Origin of the sequence: Levilactobacillus brevis ATCC 14869 = DSM 20054 (assembly GCF_001433855.1) — a bacterium.
Classification (GTDB): Bacteria; Bacillota; Bacilli; order Lactobacillales; family Lactobacillaceae; genus Levilactobacillus; species Levilactobacillus brevis.
Genome location: NZ_AZCP01000005.1, coordinates 165,255 through 184,553, shown reverse-complemented (window position 1 = coordinate 184,553; position 19,299 = coordinate 165,255). Strand labels below are relative to the sequence as shown.

Genomic DNA, 19,299 nt, shown 5'->3' with positions numbered 1-19,299 from the left:
CCTAACTTATACTTCACGCGGGATCCTGCCGCTTCAATCGGTGATGGGTTGAGTATCAACCATATGACATTCGCCGCTCGGCAACGTGAATCACTCTTTATGGAAACAATCATCAAGTATCATCATCGATTTGCTAATAAGGGTCTCAATGTTTGGCGTGACCGAAACCATGATACACGAATCGAAGGCGGGGACGAATTAGTCTTGTCCGATCACGTTTTGGCAATTGGGGTTTCTCAACGGACCTCTGCTGATGCGATTGAAGACATTGCCCGCAACTTGTTTGCCAAGAGCCATTTTGACAAGGTTATCGCTATTAAGATTCCACATAACCATGCCATGATGCACTTGGATACGGTCTTCACGATGATTAATACCGATCAATTTACGGTTCACCCAGGTATCTTAGGTGAAGGTGGTCATATCGATACTTGGACGATTACGCCAGGTAAAGATGGTCAATTAAGCCTTGATCACCAAACCGATTTGAAGAAGGTCTTGAAGGATGCTTTGAACCTTGACGATTTGGATTTGATTCCAACGGGTAACGGCGATCCAATCATTGCTGGCCGTGAACAATGGAATGACGGCTCCAATACTTTGGCAATTGCACCCGGTGTTGTAGTTACTTACAACCGGAATTACGTTTCTAATGAATTATTACGTAAGCATGGTCTAAAAGTGATTGATGTCTTATCAAGTGAATTGTCACGAGGCCGTGGCGGTCCTCGTTGCATGAGTATGCCATTAGTTCGAGAAGACCTTTAATTGACTCGTTAAATGCTTAGAAATAACTCTTATCTAATTTGTGATTTTTAATTTATTCAAACTCATAAAAGCATGCCTTCGCAACTGCGAGAGCATGCTTTTATTATTTCTCTAAATGGTATTTTCCCCCGCCATCCACTGATTCTTTTCTACAAATGGCGTAGTCGTCTGCTTAGAAATAAAGCTAAAATAATGTAATTCTGAGCCCCAAGTAGCCGGATCACCATATTCAAGCGAGCGAAGATTCCGATTATCATAAGTGAATGCATACAAAATCTTTTTCTGAATATCATATCCCGCCGTGTATTGTGTCCAAGCAACTGGTGTCTCAGGCTGATCAATTCTCAGCGCCCCTTTTGGCGTATTCACCGTCGTTAACAGCTGGAAGACCTGATTCATTGCCGTATCATCGTCAACATCAATAGATAATAGTTTTGCAAATGCTGCTCGTAAAAAACGAGATTCTGGTTTGTAATCAGCTGGGATACCTACCAACCCACTAGAAGTCTCATTAAATCCGATTTGGACTATTCCTTCTGTATTGTCGTAAGTATACGTCCGTTTAGTCGTCCGCTCCAGCCAAGCTTTTAAATTATTCAGATGCCAATCAAAAGTTGGTGCATTGGTAAAAATATCCACTGGATTTTCAAATATTCTAAACCCATTCTTTTGAGAGGGTTCAACCACAAGTGCGCGTCCCGTTTCATCATGAAAAATACAGTGTTGTGGGACCGACATTCCCATCATTGGTCCAACCTCGTTAGTAATCCCAACATCTTTACCTAATCGTTGTTTAATTTCATCGAGACTACGATAATGCGTTAAAATCCACGTACATAACTCTTCACCTCGAATGGCTAATTTTCCTGTTGATTGGATCGTTTCAGTCGCTGCACACTTGAAAAAATGATCGAAATAAAAAGATCCACCACAAATACCATAATCATTAATACCATCTAAGAGAACCGGTGATTGATGCAAATCCTTGGCCCATGCAATTCCCATAACATTCCGCTCGGCAATAAATGGTGTAAACGCTGCCGTAAATTCATATCCCTGTGGAATCTTGACACCAGCGTATTCAAAGTGTTGTTCAAAGTCCTGTGTTCTTCCCCAAAACGGATGTCCCTGTTGGCTGACCAAACCAATTCCTGTACACATAATATCCCTCCTATTAACTCTTTCCTTCTAGCTCATCTAACTTAACGTGTTTATTTGCTGAAGGAACCATTGCAATACCAGCACCAGCTAACGCAACTACCGCGCCTAGAATAGTAACCAGGTACACTTGATTGCCCAATGATGGAATCAACCAATCAATCAACACCGAACCAATCAATTGACCTGCGGTAGACGCAAGCCCCAGAAGCAATAATCCTAAACCGCGGACTAGTAAAGCCATCAATGCAATTGACAAGAGACCGAGTGGTCCACCCAAATACATCCACCAAGCTTCAGGAAGGCTTACTGTAACTTGCCCCATTCCAATCCGTATCAATAAGGCTAAGCCTAGAATACTAAAACCAACAATAAAATTCCAAGTGATTGAAACGAGCATGGACCCAGTCTCCTGAGCTACCGCTGAATTACCAGCAGGTTGCCATCCTGCTAACAAGCCCGCTAGAAATGGCAAAATAGCTAAAGCAATAACCTTAGGCGCCTGCCAACTAGGTAAAACCACAAGTACAGTTGCGACAATCGCCAATAATGCTCCCAAAACTCGTGGAAAATTAAATGGTTGTTTAATTGCGACCCCAATTCCTAATCGATCACAAACCAATCCCGAAATCACCATTCCCGAAATCAAAGTTGTCTGAAACGTTGCAACACCAAGCACAGAAGCTGAAGCACCTTCTGAAAAAACTACCATGGCACCACAGCAACCAGCCAACCAGTTCCACCATGGTAATGATCGGGACGCTATCTTTTTCGGAATTGAACTGAATTGTTGGCGAGTAGATTTCCGCGCTAAAATAACAATTGCCATGACCACCAGACCCGAACCAAAAGAGATAACAGCGGAAGCATTTCCATCCCCCAATTGCTTACCAACCTGACCATTAACGGCAGACTGCATAGGTGACAACATACCGGCCAAAATCGTTGCAATTAGAAGTAATGGGACAACCACCGTTTTTTCAGTTGTACTTTTTGCTTTCAACTCATTCATAATGGATACCTCTCCATTCCTTTTCAATTCGCACTTAGCAAGATTCAAAAAACTTACTTATTCCCCTGAGTGAGCCAATTTATACACCGAGAAAAAAACTCACCATAATGTTCCCACGACATAAAATCTGTAGACGCCCAGTGAGGAGCAATGTCTGTCATATAAGCTAACGTGCGTCCTTTTCCGGCTTGCCCGATCACTAATAATGGGTCCTTTTCGACTGTCATTAGAGTCTCACTATCTGACTTAGCCACTACTTGTTGATAACCTAAGATACCAGGAAACTCACCTAATCCACTACTAATTGCATTTTTTAGAACCTCTTGTGGAACCAGTCCCTGAGGCGCCTCAATCCGGTCGTCAAAGGCTGAAATTTGGACAGGAAGCACTTCCTCGACTGGCGTATTATGATAATGTGCTTTTCCTTCAAAGCCACCAAAAGATAAATATCCGCCAGCCATCATTAAAGCACCTCCATTCAATACCCATTGTTTCAGCAGGTCCATTCGATTAACTGTAGATTTTCCTTCGGCAAAGACTTGGTTAGCCAACACAAGTGAATTCGAGCCAATATCTGACAAAATAATCACATCGTATTGATCCAATTCTGCTTTGGTCCAAGGAAAATGCTCAGGCACATCATGGGCTGGCAAGTGCGTCACTAGATGTCCCAATTGCTGTAAATCAGCCAACAGTTTCGTACAACCAATTTCCAATTTTGTACTGGTAAAAGAATCGTAACCTTTGTATTCGGTCGTTGTAGAAATCCATGATTCACCGGTCAAAAGAATTTTAGACATTTCAATCACTCCTGATATTTTCTTGTTGTCGATTCTTTAATTGTGCGCACAAATTAAAGATGGTTTAAATCGAATGGTAAAGCGCTTTATCAAAGTAAAAAAATAAATAACGCTTGTAAGCGTTATCATTTTGAACCAATCTTATCATGTCGTTTTTAAAAGTCAAGTTAGACTTGACCGATTCTCTTGAGAAAAAATTTTTACATTTCTTTAAATATTCGTGAAAACATATTAACAGTGACGCTTCCAGATCGATTGTCGACGAATCAAAATAGGATCAATAATAATTCTTTTCACAATTTTTTTCTTAGTTTGAATCATTCTTAACAACAGATCACTAGCTTCAGTTGCCATTTTTTCAGTATCTTGATCAATAGTTGTTAGCGGGACTTCCAAGATTTCCGTGTAGGGCGTGTTATCAAAACCAATCATTGATAATCGTTTAAATATTGGAATTTGGTGTTCTTTAGCCCATTTAATTACACCAAAGAGCATAAGATCATTTGAACTCACAATAGCCGTTAATTCAGTATTTTCCATAATTTTAGGCGCCAATCGATAGCCGCTCGCCATACTATAGTCCCCTTTAAATACAAGCTTTTTATTTAAAGGAATACCATTTCTTTTGAGTACTTTCTCATACCCTTTATAGCGTTCAAGAGCATTTATAAAATTATCTTCTCCCCGAATAAACCCAATTTGTTGATGCCCATATTTGATTAACTCTTGTGTAGCCATTTCTGCACCTTTGGTATTATCAAAATTAACATAACTGACATCTCGATCCGTGTAGGCATTGAGCAACACCAACGGCTTCGCTATGTTTTGTAAAAGATCTGTTACTTCTGCTTCATTTTTCGAAAAAATCTCATTAGAGGGGACTAGCAAAATGCCATCAACGCCTCGAGAAATCAAATTTTGTAGCGCCGCTTTTTCATTTTTATAAGAATTTTCACTGTCAATCAGTAGTGTTCCATATCCTTTTTTATTCAGAAAGGTTGTAATCTCACGGACAATTCGAGCAAAAAAAGGATTTGTGATGTCTGGCACAATCAATGCGATATTGTAACTAATATTTTTGCTTAACGAAACAGCCGCAGAGTTAGGCCGATAATTCATACGTTTTGCAATTCTTTTTATTTCTGCTTTTTTAGTTTCTGAAACCCGTGTTTCTTTATTATTTAACACCAATGACACAGCTGTTAACGAAACATTGGCCTCCTTAGCAATGTCCTTCATCGAATATGCCATTTCCAACCTACTCCATTCTGTTCTTGTTTATCTAATTATAAACATTATTGCTAACGATACTCAAACAAATTCGTGCCTATCAATTAGGCCATTAGAATGGACCAATCAATCTTATTCATTCATTTCTGATACGTTAACCTTCTCGATTCTTTAATAAAACACTGACTTCCCTAAGTGAGGAGTCAGCATTTTATTAATATCACTACATTTACGCTCTTATTCCACCCCAAAATCCCGCAACACTTCTGCGGTGTACCAGGCATCTTGTTGATAATCAGCAATTCGGATGTTCTCGTTAGGTGCATGGGGACCTGACCCAGCCCAGGTTGTTCCAAAAGCCACGATTGGTGCCTGTAATGTTTCCCCAAAGAAGACTTGCGGACCCGTTCCGGCTGCATTCGGTACTAGTTTTACCCGATCCCCATAGACCTTAGCCGCTGTCTTCACAGCCAATTGTACAAATGGATCTGTTAACTTCGACCGGAATGGCTTTTCACCTAACAGATAAACTACCTCAACGTCTTCAAATCCGTTTCGCACTAACTGAGCTTGGATTAACTGAGCCAATTTCTTCGGTTCCTGGTTTGGAACCAACCGACAATCCAATTTAGCTGTGGCCTGTTTCGGCAGTACCGTCTTAACTCCTTCGCCTTCATACCCGCTCGACAACCCATTAATAGTCATCGTGGTTGCATTAACCAACGCGGCTACCGGATCAGTTGTCACCAATGGCCGTTTGAGACCGAAATTTTCTCGAGTCGTGGTTTCGTTGAAGGGTAAAGCCGCGGTTGCCCGTTGCTCTTCCGCCGTCAACGCACGCACATCATCATAAAATCCCTCAACCAGAACTCGATTATCCGGGCCACGCAACGACGCCAGTGCTCGCGTTAACCGCCAAGCCGCGTTATCCGCATAAGCGGCTAATGACGAATGCAAATCTTTCTCTGCCGTCTTAACGCGCAACTCAAAGCTCATGATCCCCTTCACACCGCAAGTAATATCAAAATTTTCATCAGCATCCTTGCCACCCGTTTCCCAAACAATTACGTCAGCCGCCAATTCAGCGGCATGTTGCTGGACCATCGGAGCGATATGAGGACTGCCAATTTCTTCTTCACCTTCCACAACAAATTTCAAATTACACGGCAGACCCGACGTTGCTTGCAGGGCCTTGACTGCTGAGAGGCGGGACATCAGTTCCCCCTTATCATCAGATATGCCACGCGCGACATATTTGCCATCAACTTCGGTTAAATCAAACGGCGCTGTTTGCCACTCGTCCAACGGTTCCGGCGGCTGTACATCGTAATGGTTGTAAAACAAGAGTGTCTTATCCGCATTACCCGTGGGTCCCGCCGGTAACGTGGCAAAAACAAATGGATGACTACCGGCGACATCTCGCCAAACCGTGACCGTTGCCCCAACCGACTTAAAGGCTTGCTCTAGAAAATCGACAGTCTCGTCAATTTCTCGGTGTTGGGCTGACACCGTTTCTAATTTTAGATATGCTGCCAATCGATCGTGATCTGCGACCAATGCCTGCTCAACAGCCTGTTTCAAAGTCATTGTCATTTAATCATCCTCCACACCTCAACGACTGGTTGTATTAAAAAATGTCCCCACAGACTCAGTTCCGTTAAGGACATTTTAGTTACCAATCACCTTAGTTATCATCTATCCAAGACTACTGCTTGCCTATAAGATTAGTATTTAATGATAAAACAGTCAAGACGTTTTAATCTTTTTTTCATTTTATAGCTGTTCGCGCTTGAAAATAACCAACCGAACTTGCCGCAATCCAATTAGCTTCTTTCAGTGCCTTAAAAGCTTCACTATTGCCAGTAACGATCACTCCAGTAAATTTTGCTTGCGCTAATGTCGCATGGCTTTTGGCATAACGTCCAGCGTACGCAAACGTATCACCATACCCACCTTCTTTATCCTTCGCCGCCAGTAGCATCTTATGGAAGTATCGATACTTGGCAGCATTGAGCTTTCCGGTTTGGCTCCCCTGAACGCCCAAGTAGTTATTGTCCACTAGTGTTGCATCTGAATGACCACTAATCCCGATCCAATACCATACGGCATGCAAGTTAGCTGGTAATTTGTCCTGAATTTGACGATACGTCAACGGTTGCTTAAACGTAAGCGCGATTTCCGCCACATGACCTTTCACAACGGCAACTTTCTTAAGTTCCTGCGTCGGTTTAATATTCGGTGACACTGTCTTCAGATTAAAAAACATGGGAATTTTATGTGCCGTCTCCCGATCATATAGTGCCGTCCGTTGCTGATTACTATCCGCGCTATTTAACATATCTGGCAACTGTGCGCCTCTTGTCCACGAATAGTTGGCCCGTTCCGGTGACCATGTCTCACGATACCCCTCAATTTCCTTGTACTGGTGACTAACTAACGTTCCCCCGAAGAAAGAGGTATTCTCCAAATATTGATCACTATATTGAATATTAGGCGCTAAGATCTCATGCGTAATATCAAAATACTTATTGAGCGCCGTCGATGCTTTTTGGGATGCCATTTTTGTGTACCCCACAAAACTTCCCCCACCGATAACCATCACAACGATTGCAATCACTGCGGTCATTAACCAACGTCGTACTTTTACTTTAGTTGCTAGTCGCTTGAATTGTTGTTCCTCATTCATATGTTGTCCCCCTCATTATCTTTTCTAATTTTCGATGTACGCGATACAGCCGCATCTTTACTGCCGCCAGGCGAATCCCCAGTCGTTTGGCAATCTCGGCCAAACTTAACGCCTGATCATACCGCAAGACCAGTAGCCGCTGTTCTTTTGCTGATAGTTTTTGTAAAGCCGCTGTTAGGTCACTATCGTCAATCGGTCGGACAACCGTGACTGCAGTCGGAATTAAATATTGACGCACTAACAGTTGATATCGCCGTGTTCGCCGATACTGATCTAAGTATGTTGACCAAGCCACCCGATACATATAGGGCCGTAACTTTTCCGGTGGCAAAACCAATTCCATTTCCAGTAATTTCACAAAAACATCTTGTACAATATCCGCCGCGACTTCTGGCTGCGCGCCCCGTTTAATCAGATATCGTCGTACTTCCGTCGCCAATTGGGTCACCAAATGCTCATACTGCTGTAAGTCCATACTTTCCTCCTCCCCACATAGTTAACGAATAACTTTCAGAAAGGTCACATTTTTTTGACTGATTGAAAAAGCCAGCTTCTGCTCGAGCTGGCTTAAGGTTAAATTTCATCTAATCCGGTCGGTCAACATTAGTCATTGCCAATGGATCGACCCATTTGTCAAATTGTGCCGCCGTTACTTGTCCCGACTGCAAAGCGGCTGCACGTAACGTCAAATTCTTCTGCTCGGCCATCTGGGCAATTTGCGCACTGGCGTGATACCCAATGTGTGGCGACAACGCCGTTACCGTCATTAGGGATTCATCAACCAAATTTCTCATCCGGTCTTGGTTAACCGTTAATCCGTGAACCAATCGGTCCGTAAAGCCCTGAATTGTTCCGATTAACAACGTCGTTGATTCCAAAAAGGTTGCAATAATTACTGGTTTATAAACATTCATTTCAAAATTCCCCTGCGACGCCGCCAGACTAATCGTGACATCGTTTCCCATGACTCGTGTCGCCGCCATCGTAAGGGCTTCTGCTTGCGTGGGGTTCACCTTGCCTGGCATGATCGACGACCCCGGCTCATTGGCCGGAATATTCAGTTCCCCATAACCGGCTCGAGGCCCACTCGCCAAAAAACGCACGTCATTAGCGATTTTCAACAAATCACCGGCTAACGTTTTCACTGCTCCGTGAACAACGGTTAACCCCGAATGAGCCGCTAACCCAAAAAACTTATTGGTTTTAGCCGTAAATGGGTAGCCATACGCCTGTTGTAACTGTTCCGCAACGGCCACAGCGAATCCGGGGGCCGCATTCAATCCGGTTCCAACCGCGGTACCACCAATTGGTAACTCCAATAGCGTTGGCATTAGCGACTGAATATACTGCAGATCATGCGTTAACATGCTTACCCAACCGCTCACCTCTTGGCCAAATGTGAGGGGCGTGGCATCTTGCAGATGGGTGCGACCAATCTTAACAACTCGCCAATAATCTGCTTGTTTTTGGGTCAATTCATCAATCAACCTCTGTACAACTGGCACTAGCTGGTGAATTGCATCATAGGCAGTCACCGCCATCGCCGTTGGAAAGGTATCATTAGAGCTTTGACTTTGATTAACATCATCATTCGGCAAAATACCACTGGTGGGTGCTAAGTTGGTGGCTTGATGGGCAATCACTTCATTCACATTCATATTTGTTTGGGTTCCCGAACCGGTTTGATAGACTCGTAACGGGAAATCGGCCTGTAATTTCTCATCCGGCAATGCCAACAACTGATCAATCGCCTGAACAATCAGTTGTGCTTTAGCTTCGCGTAAACTACCTAAATCACGATTAGCGATTGCTGCTGCCCGCTTCAAATGTAGAAGTGCTCGAATCACCGCCATCGGCATCGTGGGGCCCGTTGTGAAATTGTGGCGACTACGTTCCGTTTGGGCGCCCCACAGAGCTTCGGCTGGCACCTTCACCGTCCCTAAAGTATCTGCTTCTTCCCGATAAGCCATTCGATCTCTTCCTCTCTTTTCTCTAGTCTCAGCATACCGAGCTGCTCAGCTACCGTCAAACATTATTCTCCACCAAAAAAGATCGCCCAATGGCGACCCCTTTTTGGCTTCTATTATTCTGTTGATTGTGCCTACTTAGCCTTCAGCAGAGGCCTTTAGTTGAAAATGATCATTTTGAGTTAATTGTTCTTCAGCTCGACGCCGCGCTTCTACCGCTTCATCAAAGTCTGTAAAAGTCTGGTTTAAGATGTAGCGTCCATGATAAAATAGACGAGCAGCCCATTTACCCGATCGTTTATCAAAACTAACACCGATCACACCCGAGATATTACGCGAGCTGAGCTTAGTCAGTGCGGCAACGTTGCTCCCATTAACTAATGGTAAATTCATCGCATTGCCAATCTGTTCACGCGTTCGGGGGTCCTTGGTCAACCGTTCTTTACTAATGTCACGGCGATAACACCCACAACTCACCGTAATCCCATGGCGCAGTCGATAACTATCGACGGTCACCAAATTACCACAGTTACATTTACACAACCAAGTCGCATTACCATTTTTAGCAGTGCCGTCACGACGGATAACCGTCAGTCTGCCGAATTGTTGTCCAGTTAAGTCAAGGAGTCTCATGGGAATTTCCTCCATTCGTTTTCTTAAAGTTTGTAATAGGTTACTGTTCTCCCCAGAAATAACCCAAGCTCCCCTGACAAATATCCTCACCTAATTATTCTACACGCCAAACTAAAAAATAGCTTAAAGTCGATAATGTTTTTAAATGTTAACGAGTGGCAATCCACATCATTATTAAGTTATACTATAACTATACTCAGTCTTACAAAGGAAGGCAATTATCATGTTTGAAATTTTAACAATTTTAATTTACCTCATTGCTATCGAGCATTTGGGCATCATGGCACTGGAAATGTGGGGACGCCCAGAACAACAAGCGCGGGCTTTTGGGATGCCCATAACCTTCGTTCGTCAGGTTCCTGCGCAAAAAGCACTAGCCAATCAAGGCATTTATAATGGGATGCTAGCTGTCATTTTGATTCTAGCTCAATGGCTATTACCGATGCCCACCAGTTTAATAACGACGGCCCTTCTACTGGGATTCATCGTTATTGTGGCACTTTATGGTAGTTTGACGGTCAAGCGACAAATTTTCTGGCTTCAAGGTTTTCCCGCACTGGTCACCTTAATTATTCTGTTAAGCCAACTCATTTAAAGATATCCTTAAATTTGTGGTTTACAGAACTACCACCACACGTTATAATGAAGACACATATTCAGGTGAGAACCTGCTACGGGCTTTCAATCGTTGGAGGAGTTAATTGACATTTAGCCATTATTAACACCGTTGGGGCCGTACACATACTTCTATTCTGCTGGTTGCGTCCATCGTAACTAGCTTTTTTATTTTCATTCAAAAAATACGCGCGGCATCCTTCACAGGTGCCGCGCGTATTTAAGTTCAATTGCTTAAGTGACTTACATATTACTAACAACCAACCATAATTCAACCAAGTGGACGATTGCAAAAGCCATAATGCCCACAAAGATACCACCGACCACATAGTAACCATAATAGCTCATTGGATGTTTCATCAGCCTTACCTCCTCAATGAATTGCACAGTTGCCTATCATGAGTCATGCTCGCCAATCAGGGTTAGGTCTAGTTGGTTAATTATCCGCGGTGTTAGCTCACAGATGTTGTCCGTTGTTGATGTACATTAGCAAGTAACGCCTTTTGTTCAGCGACGGTTGCCGTGAATTGGCGCATCAAATCGCCCTCCACAACCTGTGCGCCGTGTTGCTTTGCCCGCCAAGTAATCATTTGGAACCGTTTCTGTTCATTTGACAGCTTTTCGTTTAACATTTGGCTCCCCCCAAACTCAATTCGCCAATCTTCTACTGCTTGTCCCTTACATTATAAGCATTAATTTGGTAGCGGTCTACTCTATCGGCCAAAAAAGTGCAAAATTTCTACATAAACCCATTTACCTACAGAGCAAGCTTTCAGGTCAATATCTCTAAAATCAATAACGTTAATTTTTAAAATTGGTATAGTTGCCACATGCAACCGGTTGTTGTCCGATATAGCGTTAATTGCACCCACTCATTATCAGCTAAAATTGCCACTGGTGTAGCTATTAAGCAAGCCCTTACATTTATAAGTAAAACAATTGTCTTTTTTTCTTAACCGGCGTAGTCTAAGGATAAATATACAGAAAGAAGTTGGTCTTTTGGCTATTGATCGCGAAAAGTTTCCACCACTCTATCGAACCGTTGCCATTAACGATGATGGCTTAGAAAGTCACTCCTATATTCCCGGTGGCTTAGATGTTTTAACTAGCAGTCCGTCCAACGATCAGCCGGGTGCCAATCCCGAGCAATTCGTTGGGCTAGCTTTAAGCACTTGCCTAAATGCCACCTTGGAAGCGATTGAACAGCGGCGAGATCTTCCGCACACCTCGCAGGTCCACACAATTGTTGAGATGGCTCGCGACCGACGAGGCCTACAGTTTTACGTGACCGCAGAAATTAAGCTTCCCGGCGTTGACCTGGATACAGCTAAGGCAATGGTTGATTTGGCTGAGCGCCGGTGCCCTGTAGCGAAGCTCATGAGCGGTAGTGACAACGTTCAGGTCAAGTTAGTTCAGGAATTCTCGCCAGCTCCTCCAATTGTCCATTAATTAACACTAAAAAAGCAACAACCCGCTAGTCCTACCAGCGAGTTGCTGCTTTTTACGTTAACGCCGACTGAAGCGCGCTGTTAGGCGCTCCCACCACGATTGCTTCATTGGCTCTTCGCCATATACGTATGGCCGTGTCTTGCGGACGGTCTTGTCAGCATGTGCATCATCCATGAAGACAATCTTGCGCCAGCGCTTTTCTTCTTCATCGCTCATGCGCTTTTTGCTCATTGACTTCAATCTCCTTCTCTCCACCAGTCGTCACCTAGTAGTTAAACGCGACATAGCGTTATTTTTTCATTTGCGTCACTTGGCTAAAATCACGGATAAAGTCGAGGATCTCGTGAGCCCGTTGATCACCATAAACATCCAGCCACCCTTGAAAGCGTTGGTTGATTCGTTGGCGAATAGCACGCTCCGCTTTAGCACCCGTCGGCGTCACCAACAAGTACAGCCGGCGCCGATCGTTTTCATCTGGTTGTTGTTGCAAATAGCCTGCTTTCAACAACACCTTGATTTGCCGCGAAATAGCGCTGCGTGTTACCTGCCGTTTACTGGCAATATCCATCAGTGTCACCTGATCGTTCTGCGTAATTTCACGGAGAATCAGATACTGTTCAAAAGACAAGTGAAAGGCCTGCGCTGGTTCGGAAATAAATTCATCTAAATATTTCAACGAACTCATGTAGACATCAATAAAAGCGTCCAGCAACGGTTGTTCCTGCTCAACCATGATTACCCCACCTACATTTCTAAAAATACGTTTTTTATCTTAGCATTTACCCTTATCAAATACCAGTCTTTTACCGGTGGTCTGGACCAACCTTATGCTAAAATAGAGATAAGTTCGTTTAGGGGGAATTTCCATGTTATCTCACAAAATAGTTCTATTGGGGACACTACTTTTATTAACGGGTTGTGGCCAAAAACAACTATCTAGTCAACAGGAACCCGGCCATCAAACTGCCACGTCGCGTTCCAGTCAAACAACCTCATCGCAAGCAGCTTCCCATTCATCTTCAGCAGCCTCACAAGCACCAACGGCCACTTTTAAGCAACAACGCTTTACGATTAAAGATGTCACCTTCAACCTAACGGGGAGTAAAGTCACTGCTAGTTCAACGGCTAATCGCAACTTATTCGTCCTGTACTATTCGGTGACTAATCACCAAGCCAAATCCATCATTCCCAACGACATCTGGCAAAGTGCAGTCAGTGCGCAACAAAGCGGCCACCAACTGCAAACTGGCAACTTAGCCTTTACTACTAATCAAACGCAAGACAATAACAAACTAAATCGTACAGTCATGGATGTGGCACCTGGTAAAACCGTTACCGGTTTGGCCATCTTTGAGCCTAAGAATAGCCAGCCCATCACCGTTACATTCAAGGATACTCACCACCAGATTATTCATCAAAGCCATTATCCCTTAACTTAACGCTAGAAAGGAATCTATCATGCCCACTTTAATTGAACGTATTCACCAAGTTGAACTCGGTAATCTCGCCCAACTGGATCAGCTTTGCCATCAGCTTGGTCTCCCTTACTTTTTGATGGGCGGCTCATTATTGGGCGCAATCCGCCATCAAGGCTTCATTCCATGGGATGATGATGTTGACGTCGGTCTCTTACGCGCCGATTATGACCAGCTCCTTGCCGCAGCCCCTACTCATCTAGCAGATAGCCCCTACTTTTTACAAACGCCCACTAGTGATGAAAACTACGGCCTGAGCTACGCTAAACTGCTAGATCGCCGCACCTATATTGAGGAGAAACGTAATGTCAACAATGCCCGTAAAGGTATTTTCATTGATATCTTTCCCCTAGATCGGATTCCCCAAGACACTAGCGCCCAACAAAAGCAGTCGACCAAGTTTCAGCTGCTAAATACGCGAATCTTGCTCCAACTACGCTATCATCTGGTGGATAACCCGCTTCGCAAGCTTCAAAGTCCGCTCAGCTCAGAACAATTAACCAGTGTTAACGCCCTTAAGGCAGAACGTCAGGCCGTGATGACCCAATATCAATCAGAAATCACGCTACCACAGGTCAAAAACTTGGCCTCTCAATACGCCTATGCTAAGGAAGTCTTCACGGTTGCGGAACTAAGCGACCTAACCACCGTTCCCTTTGAGCACTTGCAGGTTCAGGTTCCCCGAAACTATGCTACGATTTTAACTAGGATGTATGGGGACTATCTGGCCTTACCACCAGAAAATCAGCGCACCGAAAAACATTTGGAACGGGTTATTATGGACAATCAAGTTTTTACTGACTAAATTTTAAGAGAAAGTAGTTGAATGACCATGGCTGATGACTATTTTGGCGCAATGCTGGTCAACGTCTCAAGTATTGAGCTATCCATCGTTAACTTAAAATCTGGTACCCAAGTGGAACGCGTCAAATCAACCGTCGCTATTGGGGAAAATATTTACAATCACGAAGACATCGATTTTGAAACGGTCGCCGAGGCCGCTGAAGCACTACGTGGTTTCTTACAAATCATTAAAGACTATGGCGTCACCCACTATCAACTCTGGGGCTCACAAGCGTTATCTTCAGCACCTAATGCTGAGTTTATTCGAGATCAACTCTACGTTCGTACTGGTCTACACATCGAATGGCTCTCGTGGGGCGAGGAGTCCTTCGTGCGCAATGAAGCCGTAGCCTTAAAGTTCGACCATTATCATCATCTGGTCAAACACCATGCCGCAATTATCGGCTTAAATTCTGGCAGCACGACGCTTTCCTTTTTCGCACAAGAACAACTTGTAGCATCTCACAATATGAAGTTAGGACCCGTGCGGATTAAAGAAGTCTTGCAAGACTTACGGACAACGGCCCCGAATCCAGTCGATGTCTTGGATGACTACATCAATAGTAAAGTGGATGACTTCTATCGATTTTTGCCGGCCGATTTGCAGACCGTTTCCAATCAGGTTATCTTAATTGGTGCCGAACCGCTAAATGCGTACTTCATTCCACAGGGGGCTATCAGTGCCCCACTGACCCTTGACGACTTCAATCAGTTCAGTCGGGAGGTTGCCGGCGCTTCCGATCAATACCTGATGGAACGGCTTCATCTCACCGAAGAAAACGTTGAACTAATTTTGCCTGTCGTTTTGCTAATCAAAAAATTGCTAACCGTCGTTCACGCTGAGAAAATCCAACTGGTTAACCTCAACGTCATTGACGGATTAACGACCAATCAAGCAATTATGGCGGGTTATCATAAAACAGCCCACTTTGAAAACCAAATTTTGGCTTCCGCTGAAGATCTAGCGCAACGCTATCGCGTAGAACCGCACCACATGCAGTTGGTGCGCCGCTTTGCGTTACATTTATTCGATCAGTTACGAACTTTACATCATCTAACCACCCGTGACCGTTTATTACTCGAAGTGGCGACGATTGTTCACGATATTGGGGGATTTATTGATACCCACCAGCATTATTTACACTCGGATTATGTTTTGAAACAGTCCGATTTACTGGGACTATCACAAGAAGAGACGCAAATTATCGCCGCGGTCTCCCGTTATCACAGCACTCGGACCCCTGGTGAAGATCTGGCCCATTTTCAACAATTAGACAGTGATAAACGCTTAGTCGTCGCCAAATTATCAGCTATCTTACGGTTGGCTGATGCTTTAGACGATGCCCACCAGCAAACGATTCAAAAAATTTCGGTATCTGTTCGTGCCGATCGCGTGATTATCACGGTCTTCAGTGATGATGAGCTGTCACTGATTCATTGGGCCTTTACTTATAAGGCTAAATTCTTTACGGATGTTTTCGGCCTACAGCCAGTACTAAAACAAAGGAGATTACACAAATGACACTCGACTTCACACTCCCGCAGTACTATACCAACCGCGAATTGAGCTGGCTAGACTTTAACGATCGTGTTTTGGAAGAAGCTCGGGACAAAACTAATCCGTTACTCGAACGCGTCCGCTTCTTGGGAATCACCCAAAGCAACGTTGATGAATTCTTTATGGTCCGGGTGGCATCCCTATCCAAGCTTGCCGCTGTCAATTATCCCAAACCCGATGCTTCAGGCATGACCGCTAAGGACCAATTACTGGCGGTCAATGCTAAAGCACATGACCAAGTCATCAAACAGTATTCCACATTAAATCGTATGTTGTTACCAGCACTTGGCAATTTAGACGTACACGTTTTGACACCCCAAGACCTGACACCACAGCAAGCACGATTTATTGAAAAGTATTTCAACGACGAACTGTCGCCCGCTTTGACCCCGATGGCCGTCGACAGCTCCCGACCATTCCCGTTTATCGGCAATAACACATTGAACATCGCCCTGCGTCTTTATAAGGATGGCGATAAAAAAGATAAACGCTTCGCAACAGTTCAAGTCCCCGATATTTTCCCACGAACGGTGCGCTTACCTGGTGCTCCTAACGACTTCATGATGTTAGAAGATGTGATTAAAACCTTTATTGGCAATCTCTTCATCGGCTACCAAGTCAAGGAAGCCACCACTTATCGGGTTATCCGCGATATGGATCTTGATGTTGCGGAAGAAGATACCTCTGACCTACTAAAGGAAGTTGAACAGCAGCTTAAACGACGAGAACACGGCGGCGCGGTTCGCCTCGAAGTGGAAAATGGTATCAGCCCAGCGCTTCGACGGCGACTCGTCAACGCACTTAACGTGGCAGACTATGCCGTTTACGAAATCAGCGGACCCATCGATCTCACCTTTCTGAGTCAACTGACCAAGCAGATTAGCGATCACGATGACGAACGTTACGCGCCATTCACCGCCAATCGCACGCCGGGTTTCACGCCTGACGACGATGTGTTTAAAACCATTCGCCAACATGATGTGTTGGTCCACCATCCCTACGACACGTTTGGCGCCGTTACCGAATTGATTCGCCAGGCAGCAGCAGATGATGATGTGCTCGCCATTAAGATGACACTCTATCGGGTTTCGTCTAACTCACCGATTATTAAGTACCTTGGGCGGGCAGCTCAAAACGGCAAACAAGTCACTGTTCTCGTGGAGGTCAAGGCCCGCTTTGACGAAGAAAATAATGTCCACTGGGCCCAGCAACTTGAAAAGATGGGCTGCCACGTTATCTACGGTCTCATTGGCCTTAAGACCCACTGTAAGTTAGCCCTTATCGTTCGTCGCGAAGCTGATGGAATTCGTCGCTACATGCATATGGGCACTGGTAATTACAATGATGTTACGGCCCATTTCTACACAGACATGGGGCTCATGACAACCAATACGGACATGGGCATCGACGCCTCAAATATCTTTAATATGCTATCCGGCTATTCGGAACCGCCCTACTTTCACCAGCTCCACATGTCTCCTGATGGTATCCGGCATTTTATCACTGCTAAAATTGATCAGGAAATTACTAACGCTAAAGCTGGTCAACCCGCCTGGATTGAAATGAAGATGAACTCCCTATCAGACTCAGCCATGATTGCGAAGCTTTACGAAGCGTCACACGCTGGCGTTCATGTCAAACTGATTGTCCGCGGGATTTGCTGTTTAAACGTCGGGATTCCTAAAGTCAGCGACCACATTGAAGTCCACTCTATCGTCGGTCGTTATTTGGAACATAGCCGTATTTATGCCTTCGCTAATGCCGGTGATCCCCAAGTCCACTTGTCTAGTGCGGACCTCATGACACGTAACCTTAACCGCCGAGTAGAATTACTCTTCCCGATTCTACAGGCTGATTTACGTCAGCGGGTCTTTGCCATCTTTGATACCCTATGGCAAGATAATGTGAAGACCCGGGTCTTGCTCGCTGACCGGACCTTCACTCGTGTTGATCGACGGGGACTGGACGCCCTCGATGCTCAAGCCACGTTCATGGCAGAAGCAACTAAGCAGCGTTTAGCAGCTAAGCCAACAGCCACTAATCAATCTGGCACACATCAATTTAAACCAATGCTAAGCCCTAAGAATCAACCACAATCCCCAATTGATCGGAGTCCTGAATAATATGGAAACTTTAGTCGTCATTGATCTTGGATCCAATTCTGTCCGGATGACCATCAGTAAACTTGATGATACCGGCGATCACCATACCTTAGCGGCTGAAAAACGTTACGTCCGTCTATCAGAAAATATGGGCGTTGATCAGCAGTTACAACCCGCGGCTATAGACCGGACACTAGCGGCGTTAAGTGAGTTTAAGGCCATCTATGATAAGCTCGATCATCCCCGCATTGTGGCTGTGGCTACAGCAGCCGTTCGCCAAGCCACGAACCAAAAGCAATTTCTCAAGCAGGTTAAAGATCAGCTGGGATTGACGTTTAAGGTGATCTCTGGCGCAACAGAGGCGCGCTACGACTATCTGGGTGTTATCCATACACTCCCGATCGTCAACGGCTTACTGGTCGATACTGGGGGCGCATCTTCCGAACTCATCTTGGTTCAGAATCGCCAGATGAAACACGTTGTATCAATCCCCCTAGGATCTGTCACGCTATCTCAAGCTTATTTAGAAAATGACCGGATTCAAGCCGACTCGCTTTTCTCCGCCATGACGTTTGTTAACAACGTCTTCAACGACGTTTGGTGGTTACGTGAAGCGACCAACTTACCGATCATTGGTTTAGGCGGTGCCAATCGAACATTGGCTAAAATTAATCGCCGTAAGAAAAACTTCTTAAATGTGGAAGATATCCATGGTTACAAATTAACTGCCACCGATGTCTATAACACCTTAACGCAACTACTTGGTCTCAACCTGGCTGAACGAAAAAAGGTACCGGGGCTTTCCAAGGACCGAGCGGACATTATCGTCGGTGGCTTAGTCCCGGTTGCCCTGCTAATGCGCCTACTTGATTCACAGTTAATTACTTTTTCCAACGCCGGCTTACGCGATGGTATTTTATTTGAACGAATCAATCAAATCAAGGCGGAGAGTCATTGATCAACTAAAAAATGAGCATCTACGGAACCTTTCGTTTCGCGGGTG

Annotated in this window: 20 protein-coding genes; 8 read left to right on the top strand and 12 right to left on the bottom strand. The window is 44.6% G+C overall.

The window, feature by feature from the left end:
* On the top strand, positions 1 to 768 hold a 768-nt coding region (locus FC61_RS10715; protein ID WP_235803830.1), incomplete at its 5' end, for an arginine deiminase.
* Between the two features lie 111 nt (positions 769 to 879).
* Here FC61_RS10715 and FC61_RS10710 read toward each other — a convergent pair.
* The 9 genes from FC61_RS10710 to FC61_RS10670 form a co-directional block, all read right to left on the bottom strand.
* Positions 880 to 1,929 (bottom strand): linear amide C-N hydrolase, encoded by a 1,050-nt coding sequence (locus FC61_RS10710; protein WP_021741869.1) that lies wholly within the window; start codon positions 1,927 to 1,929, stop codon positions 880 to 882.
* A gap of 13 nt (positions 1,930 to 1,942) precedes the next feature.
* Positions 1,943 to 2,938 (bottom strand): DMT family transporter, encoded by a 996-nt coding sequence (locus tag FC61_RS10705; protein WP_021741870.1) that lies wholly within the window; start codon positions 2,936 to 2,938, stop codon positions 1,943 to 1,945.
* 53 nt (positions 2,939 to 2,991) lie between these two features.
* A complete protein-coding gene (locus tag FC61_RS10700) occupies positions 2,992 to 3,738 on the bottom strand; it encodes a glutamine amidotransferase (protein ID WP_021741871.1) in 747 nt (248 codons plus the stop codon).
* A 231-nt stretch (positions 3,739 to 3,969) separates the two neighbouring features.
* Positions 3,970 to 4,989 carry a LacI family DNA-binding transcriptional regulator gene (locus FC61_RS10695; RefSeq protein WP_021741872.1) on the bottom strand — a complete coding sequence of 340 codons (1,020 nt, stop codon included), beginning with the start codon at positions 4,987 to 4,989 and terminating at the stop codon, positions 3,970 to 3,972.
* A gap of 216 nt (positions 4,990 to 5,205) precedes the next feature.
* On the bottom strand, positions 5,206 to 6,561 hold the full coding sequence (locus FC61_RS10690) for a M20/M25/M40 family metallo-hydrolase (protein ID WP_080774883.1): 1,356 nt from the start codon (positions 6,559 to 6,561) through the stop codon (positions 5,206 to 5,208).
* Between the two features lie 175 nt (positions 6,562 to 6,736).
* Positions 6,737 to 7,654 (bottom strand): anti sigma factor C-terminal domain-containing protein, encoded by a 918-nt coding sequence (locus tag FC61_RS10685; protein WP_021742831.1) that lies wholly within the window; start codon positions 7,652 to 7,654, stop codon positions 6,737 to 6,739.
* Complete coding sequence (locus tag FC61_RS10680) at positions 7,647 to 8,129, bottom strand: RNA polymerase sigma factor (protein ID WP_021742830.1); 483 nt, start codon at positions 8,127 to 8,129, stop codon at positions 7,647 to 7,649. Before FC61_RS10680 ends, FC61_RS10685 begins: the two co-directional genes overlap by 8 nt.
* A 109-nt stretch (positions 8,130 to 8,238) precedes the next feature.
* Positions 8,239 to 9,624 (bottom strand): class II fumarate hydratase, encoded by a 1,386-nt coding sequence (locus FC61_RS10675; protein ID WP_039105069.1) that lies wholly within the window; start codon positions 9,622 to 9,624, stop codon positions 8,239 to 8,241.
* A 135-nt stretch (positions 9,625 to 9,759) separates the two neighbouring features.
* Positions 9,760 to 10,254 carry an AP2 domain-containing protein gene (locus FC61_RS10670; protein ID WP_035464358.1) on the bottom strand — a complete coding sequence of 165 codons (495 nt, stop codon included), beginning with the start codon at positions 10,252 to 10,254 and terminating at the stop codon, positions 9,760 to 9,762.
* Positions 10,255 to 10,477: 223 nt separating this feature from the next.
* Here FC61_RS10670 and FC61_RS10665 point away from each other — a divergent pair, with 223 nt between their 5' ends.
* Entirely contained in the window at positions 10,478 to 10,849 is a 372-nt protein-coding gene (locus FC61_RS10665; RefSeq protein WP_021741391.1) for a DUF1304 domain-containing protein, read from the top strand.
* A 472-nt stretch (positions 10,850 to 11,321) separates the two neighbouring features.
* Here the strand turns inward: FC61_RS10665 and FC61_RS10660 are convergent, their stop codons facing one another.
* Positions 11,322 to 11,501: a hypothetical protein gene (locus tag FC61_RS10660; protein WP_011667485.1), complete on the bottom strand. Its 180-nt coding sequence runs from the start codon at positions 11,499 to 11,501 to the stop codon at positions 11,322 to 11,324.
* Positions 11,502 to 11,868: 367 nt separating this feature from the next.
* On the opposite strand from FC61_RS10660, the gene FC61_RS10655 reads away from it, so the two are divergent.
* Positions 11,869 to 12,318 (top strand): OsmC family protein, encoded by a 450-nt coding sequence (locus FC61_RS10655; protein WP_011667484.1) that lies wholly within the window; start codon positions 11,869 to 11,871, stop codon positions 12,316 to 12,318.
* 57 nt (positions 12,319 to 12,375) lie between these two features.
* Here FC61_RS10655 and FC61_RS12495 read toward each other — a convergent pair whose 3' ends face one another.
* The gene (locus FC61_RS12495; RefSeq protein ID WP_011667483.1) at positions 12,376 to 12,549 is read right to left on the bottom strand and encodes a hypothetical protein; all 174 of its coding nucleotides are present in this window, start codon (positions 12,547 to 12,549) and stop codon (positions 12,376 to 12,378) included.
* A 58-nt stretch (positions 12,550 to 12,607) separates the two neighbouring features.
* Positions 12,608 to 13,051 (bottom strand): MarR family winged helix-turn-helix transcriptional regulator, encoded by a 444-nt coding sequence (locus FC61_RS10650; RefSeq protein WP_011667482.1) that lies wholly within the window; start codon positions 13,049 to 13,051, stop codon positions 12,608 to 12,610.
* A gap of 133 nt (positions 13,052 to 13,184) precedes the next feature.
* Between FC61_RS10650 and FC61_RS10645 the strand changes: the two genes are divergently transcribed.
* From FC61_RS10645 to ppx, 5 genes are read left to right on the top strand one after another with little or no spacing between them, the layout of a single operon-like run.
* Positions 13,185 to 13,757: a DUF5067 domain-containing protein gene (locus FC61_RS10645; protein WP_021741395.1), complete on the top strand. Its 573-nt coding sequence runs from the start codon at positions 13,185 to 13,187 to the stop codon at positions 13,755 to 13,757.
* Between the two features lie 19 nt (positions 13,758 to 13,776).
* Positions 13,777 to 14,598, top strand: coding sequence for a LicD family protein (locus FC61_RS10640; RefSeq protein WP_021741396.1), 822 nt, complete (start codon positions 13,777 to 13,779; stop codon positions 14,596 to 14,598).
* Between the two features lie 21 nt (positions 14,599 to 14,619).
* Positions 14,620 to 16,158: a Ppx/GppA phosphatase family protein gene (locus FC61_RS10635; RefSeq protein ID WP_021741397.1), complete on the top strand. Its 1,539-nt coding sequence runs from the start codon at positions 14,620 to 14,622 to the stop codon at positions 16,156 to 16,158.
* A complete protein-coding gene (locus FC61_RS10630) occupies positions 16,155 to 18,317 on the top strand; it encodes an RNA degradosome polyphosphate kinase (protein ID WP_021741398.1) in 2,163 nt (720 codons plus the stop codon). Before FC61_RS10635 ends, FC61_RS10630 begins: the two co-directional genes overlap by 4 nt.
* A gap of 1 nt (position 18,318) precedes the next feature.
* A complete protein-coding gene (gene ppx, locus FC61_RS10625) occupies positions 18,319 to 19,254 on the top strand; it encodes an exopolyphosphatase (RefSeq protein WP_021741399.1) in 936 nt (311 codons plus the stop codon).
* Positions 19,255 to 19,299 lie beyond the last annotated feature (45 nt).

Bases quoted from the DNA above. Each gene is read 5' to 3' on its own strand.
- FC61_RS10675 (WP_039105069.1), bottom strand. From the start codon at position 9,624: ATGGCTTATCGGGAAGAAGCAGATACTTTAGGGACGGTGAAGGTGCCA.
- FC61_RS10685 (WP_021742831.1), bottom strand. From the start codon at position 7,654: ATGAATGAGGAACAACAATTCAAGCGACTAGCAACTAAAGTAAAAGTA.
- ppx (WP_021741399.1), top strand. From the start codon at position 18,319: ATGGAAACTTTAGTCGTCATTGATCTTGGATCCAATTCTGTCCGGATG.
- FC61_RS10640 (WP_021741396.1), top strand. From the start codon at position 13,777: ATGCCCACTTTAATTGAACGTATTCACCAAGTTGAACTCGGTAATCTC.
- FC61_RS10665 (WP_021741391.1), top strand. From the start codon at position 10,478: ATGTTTGAAATTTTAACAATTTTAATTTACCTCATTGCTATCGAGCAT.
- FC61_RS10670 (WP_035464358.1), bottom strand. From the start codon at position 10,254: ATGAGACTCCTTGACTTAACTGGACAACAATTCGGCAGACTGACGGTT.
- FC61_RS10705 (WP_021741870.1), bottom strand. From the start codon at position 2,938: ATGAATGAGTTGAAAGCAAAAAGTACAACTGAAAAAACGGTGGTTGTC.
- FC61_RS10680 (WP_021742830.1), bottom strand. From the start codon at position 8,129: ATGGACTTACAGCAGTATGAGCATTTGGTGACCCAATTGGCGACGGAA.
- FC61_RS10695 (WP_021741872.1), bottom strand. From the start codon at position 4,989: ATGGCATATTCGATGAAGGACATTGCTAAGGAGGCCAATGTTTCGTTA.
- FC61_RS10635 (WP_021741397.1), top strand. From the start codon at position 14,620: ATGACCATGGCTGATGACTATTTTGGCGCAATGCTGGTCAACGTCTCA.
- FC61_RS10650 (WP_011667482.1), bottom strand. From the start codon at position 13,051: ATGGTTGAGCAGGAACAACCGTTGCTGGACGCTTTTATTGATGTCTAC.
- FC61_RS10645 (WP_021741395.1), top strand. From the start codon at position 13,185: ATGTTATCTCACAAAATAGTTCTATTGGGGACACTACTTTTATTAACG.
- FC61_RS10700 (WP_021741871.1), bottom strand. From the start codon at position 3,738: ATGTCTAAAATTCTTTTGACCGGTGAATCATGGATTTCTACAACGACC.
- FC61_RS12495 (WP_011667483.1), bottom strand. From the start codon at position 12,549: ATGAGCAAAAAGCGCATGAGCGATGAAGAAGAAAAGCGCTGGCGCAAG.
- FC61_RS10660 (WP_011667485.1), bottom strand. From the start codon at position 11,501: ATGTTAAACGAAAAGCTGTCAAATGAACAGAAACGGTTCCAAATGATT.
- FC61_RS10630 (WP_021741398.1), top strand. From the start codon at position 16,155: ATGACACTCGACTTCACACTCCCGCAGTACTATACCAACCGCGAATTG.
- FC61_RS10710 (WP_021741869.1), bottom strand. From the start codon at position 1,929: ATGTGTACAGGAATTGGTTTGGTCAGCCAACAGGGACATCCGTTTTGG.
- FC61_RS10690 (WP_080774883.1), bottom strand. From the start codon at position 6,561: ATGACAATGACTTTGAAACAGGCTGTTGAGCAGGCATTGGTCGCAGAT.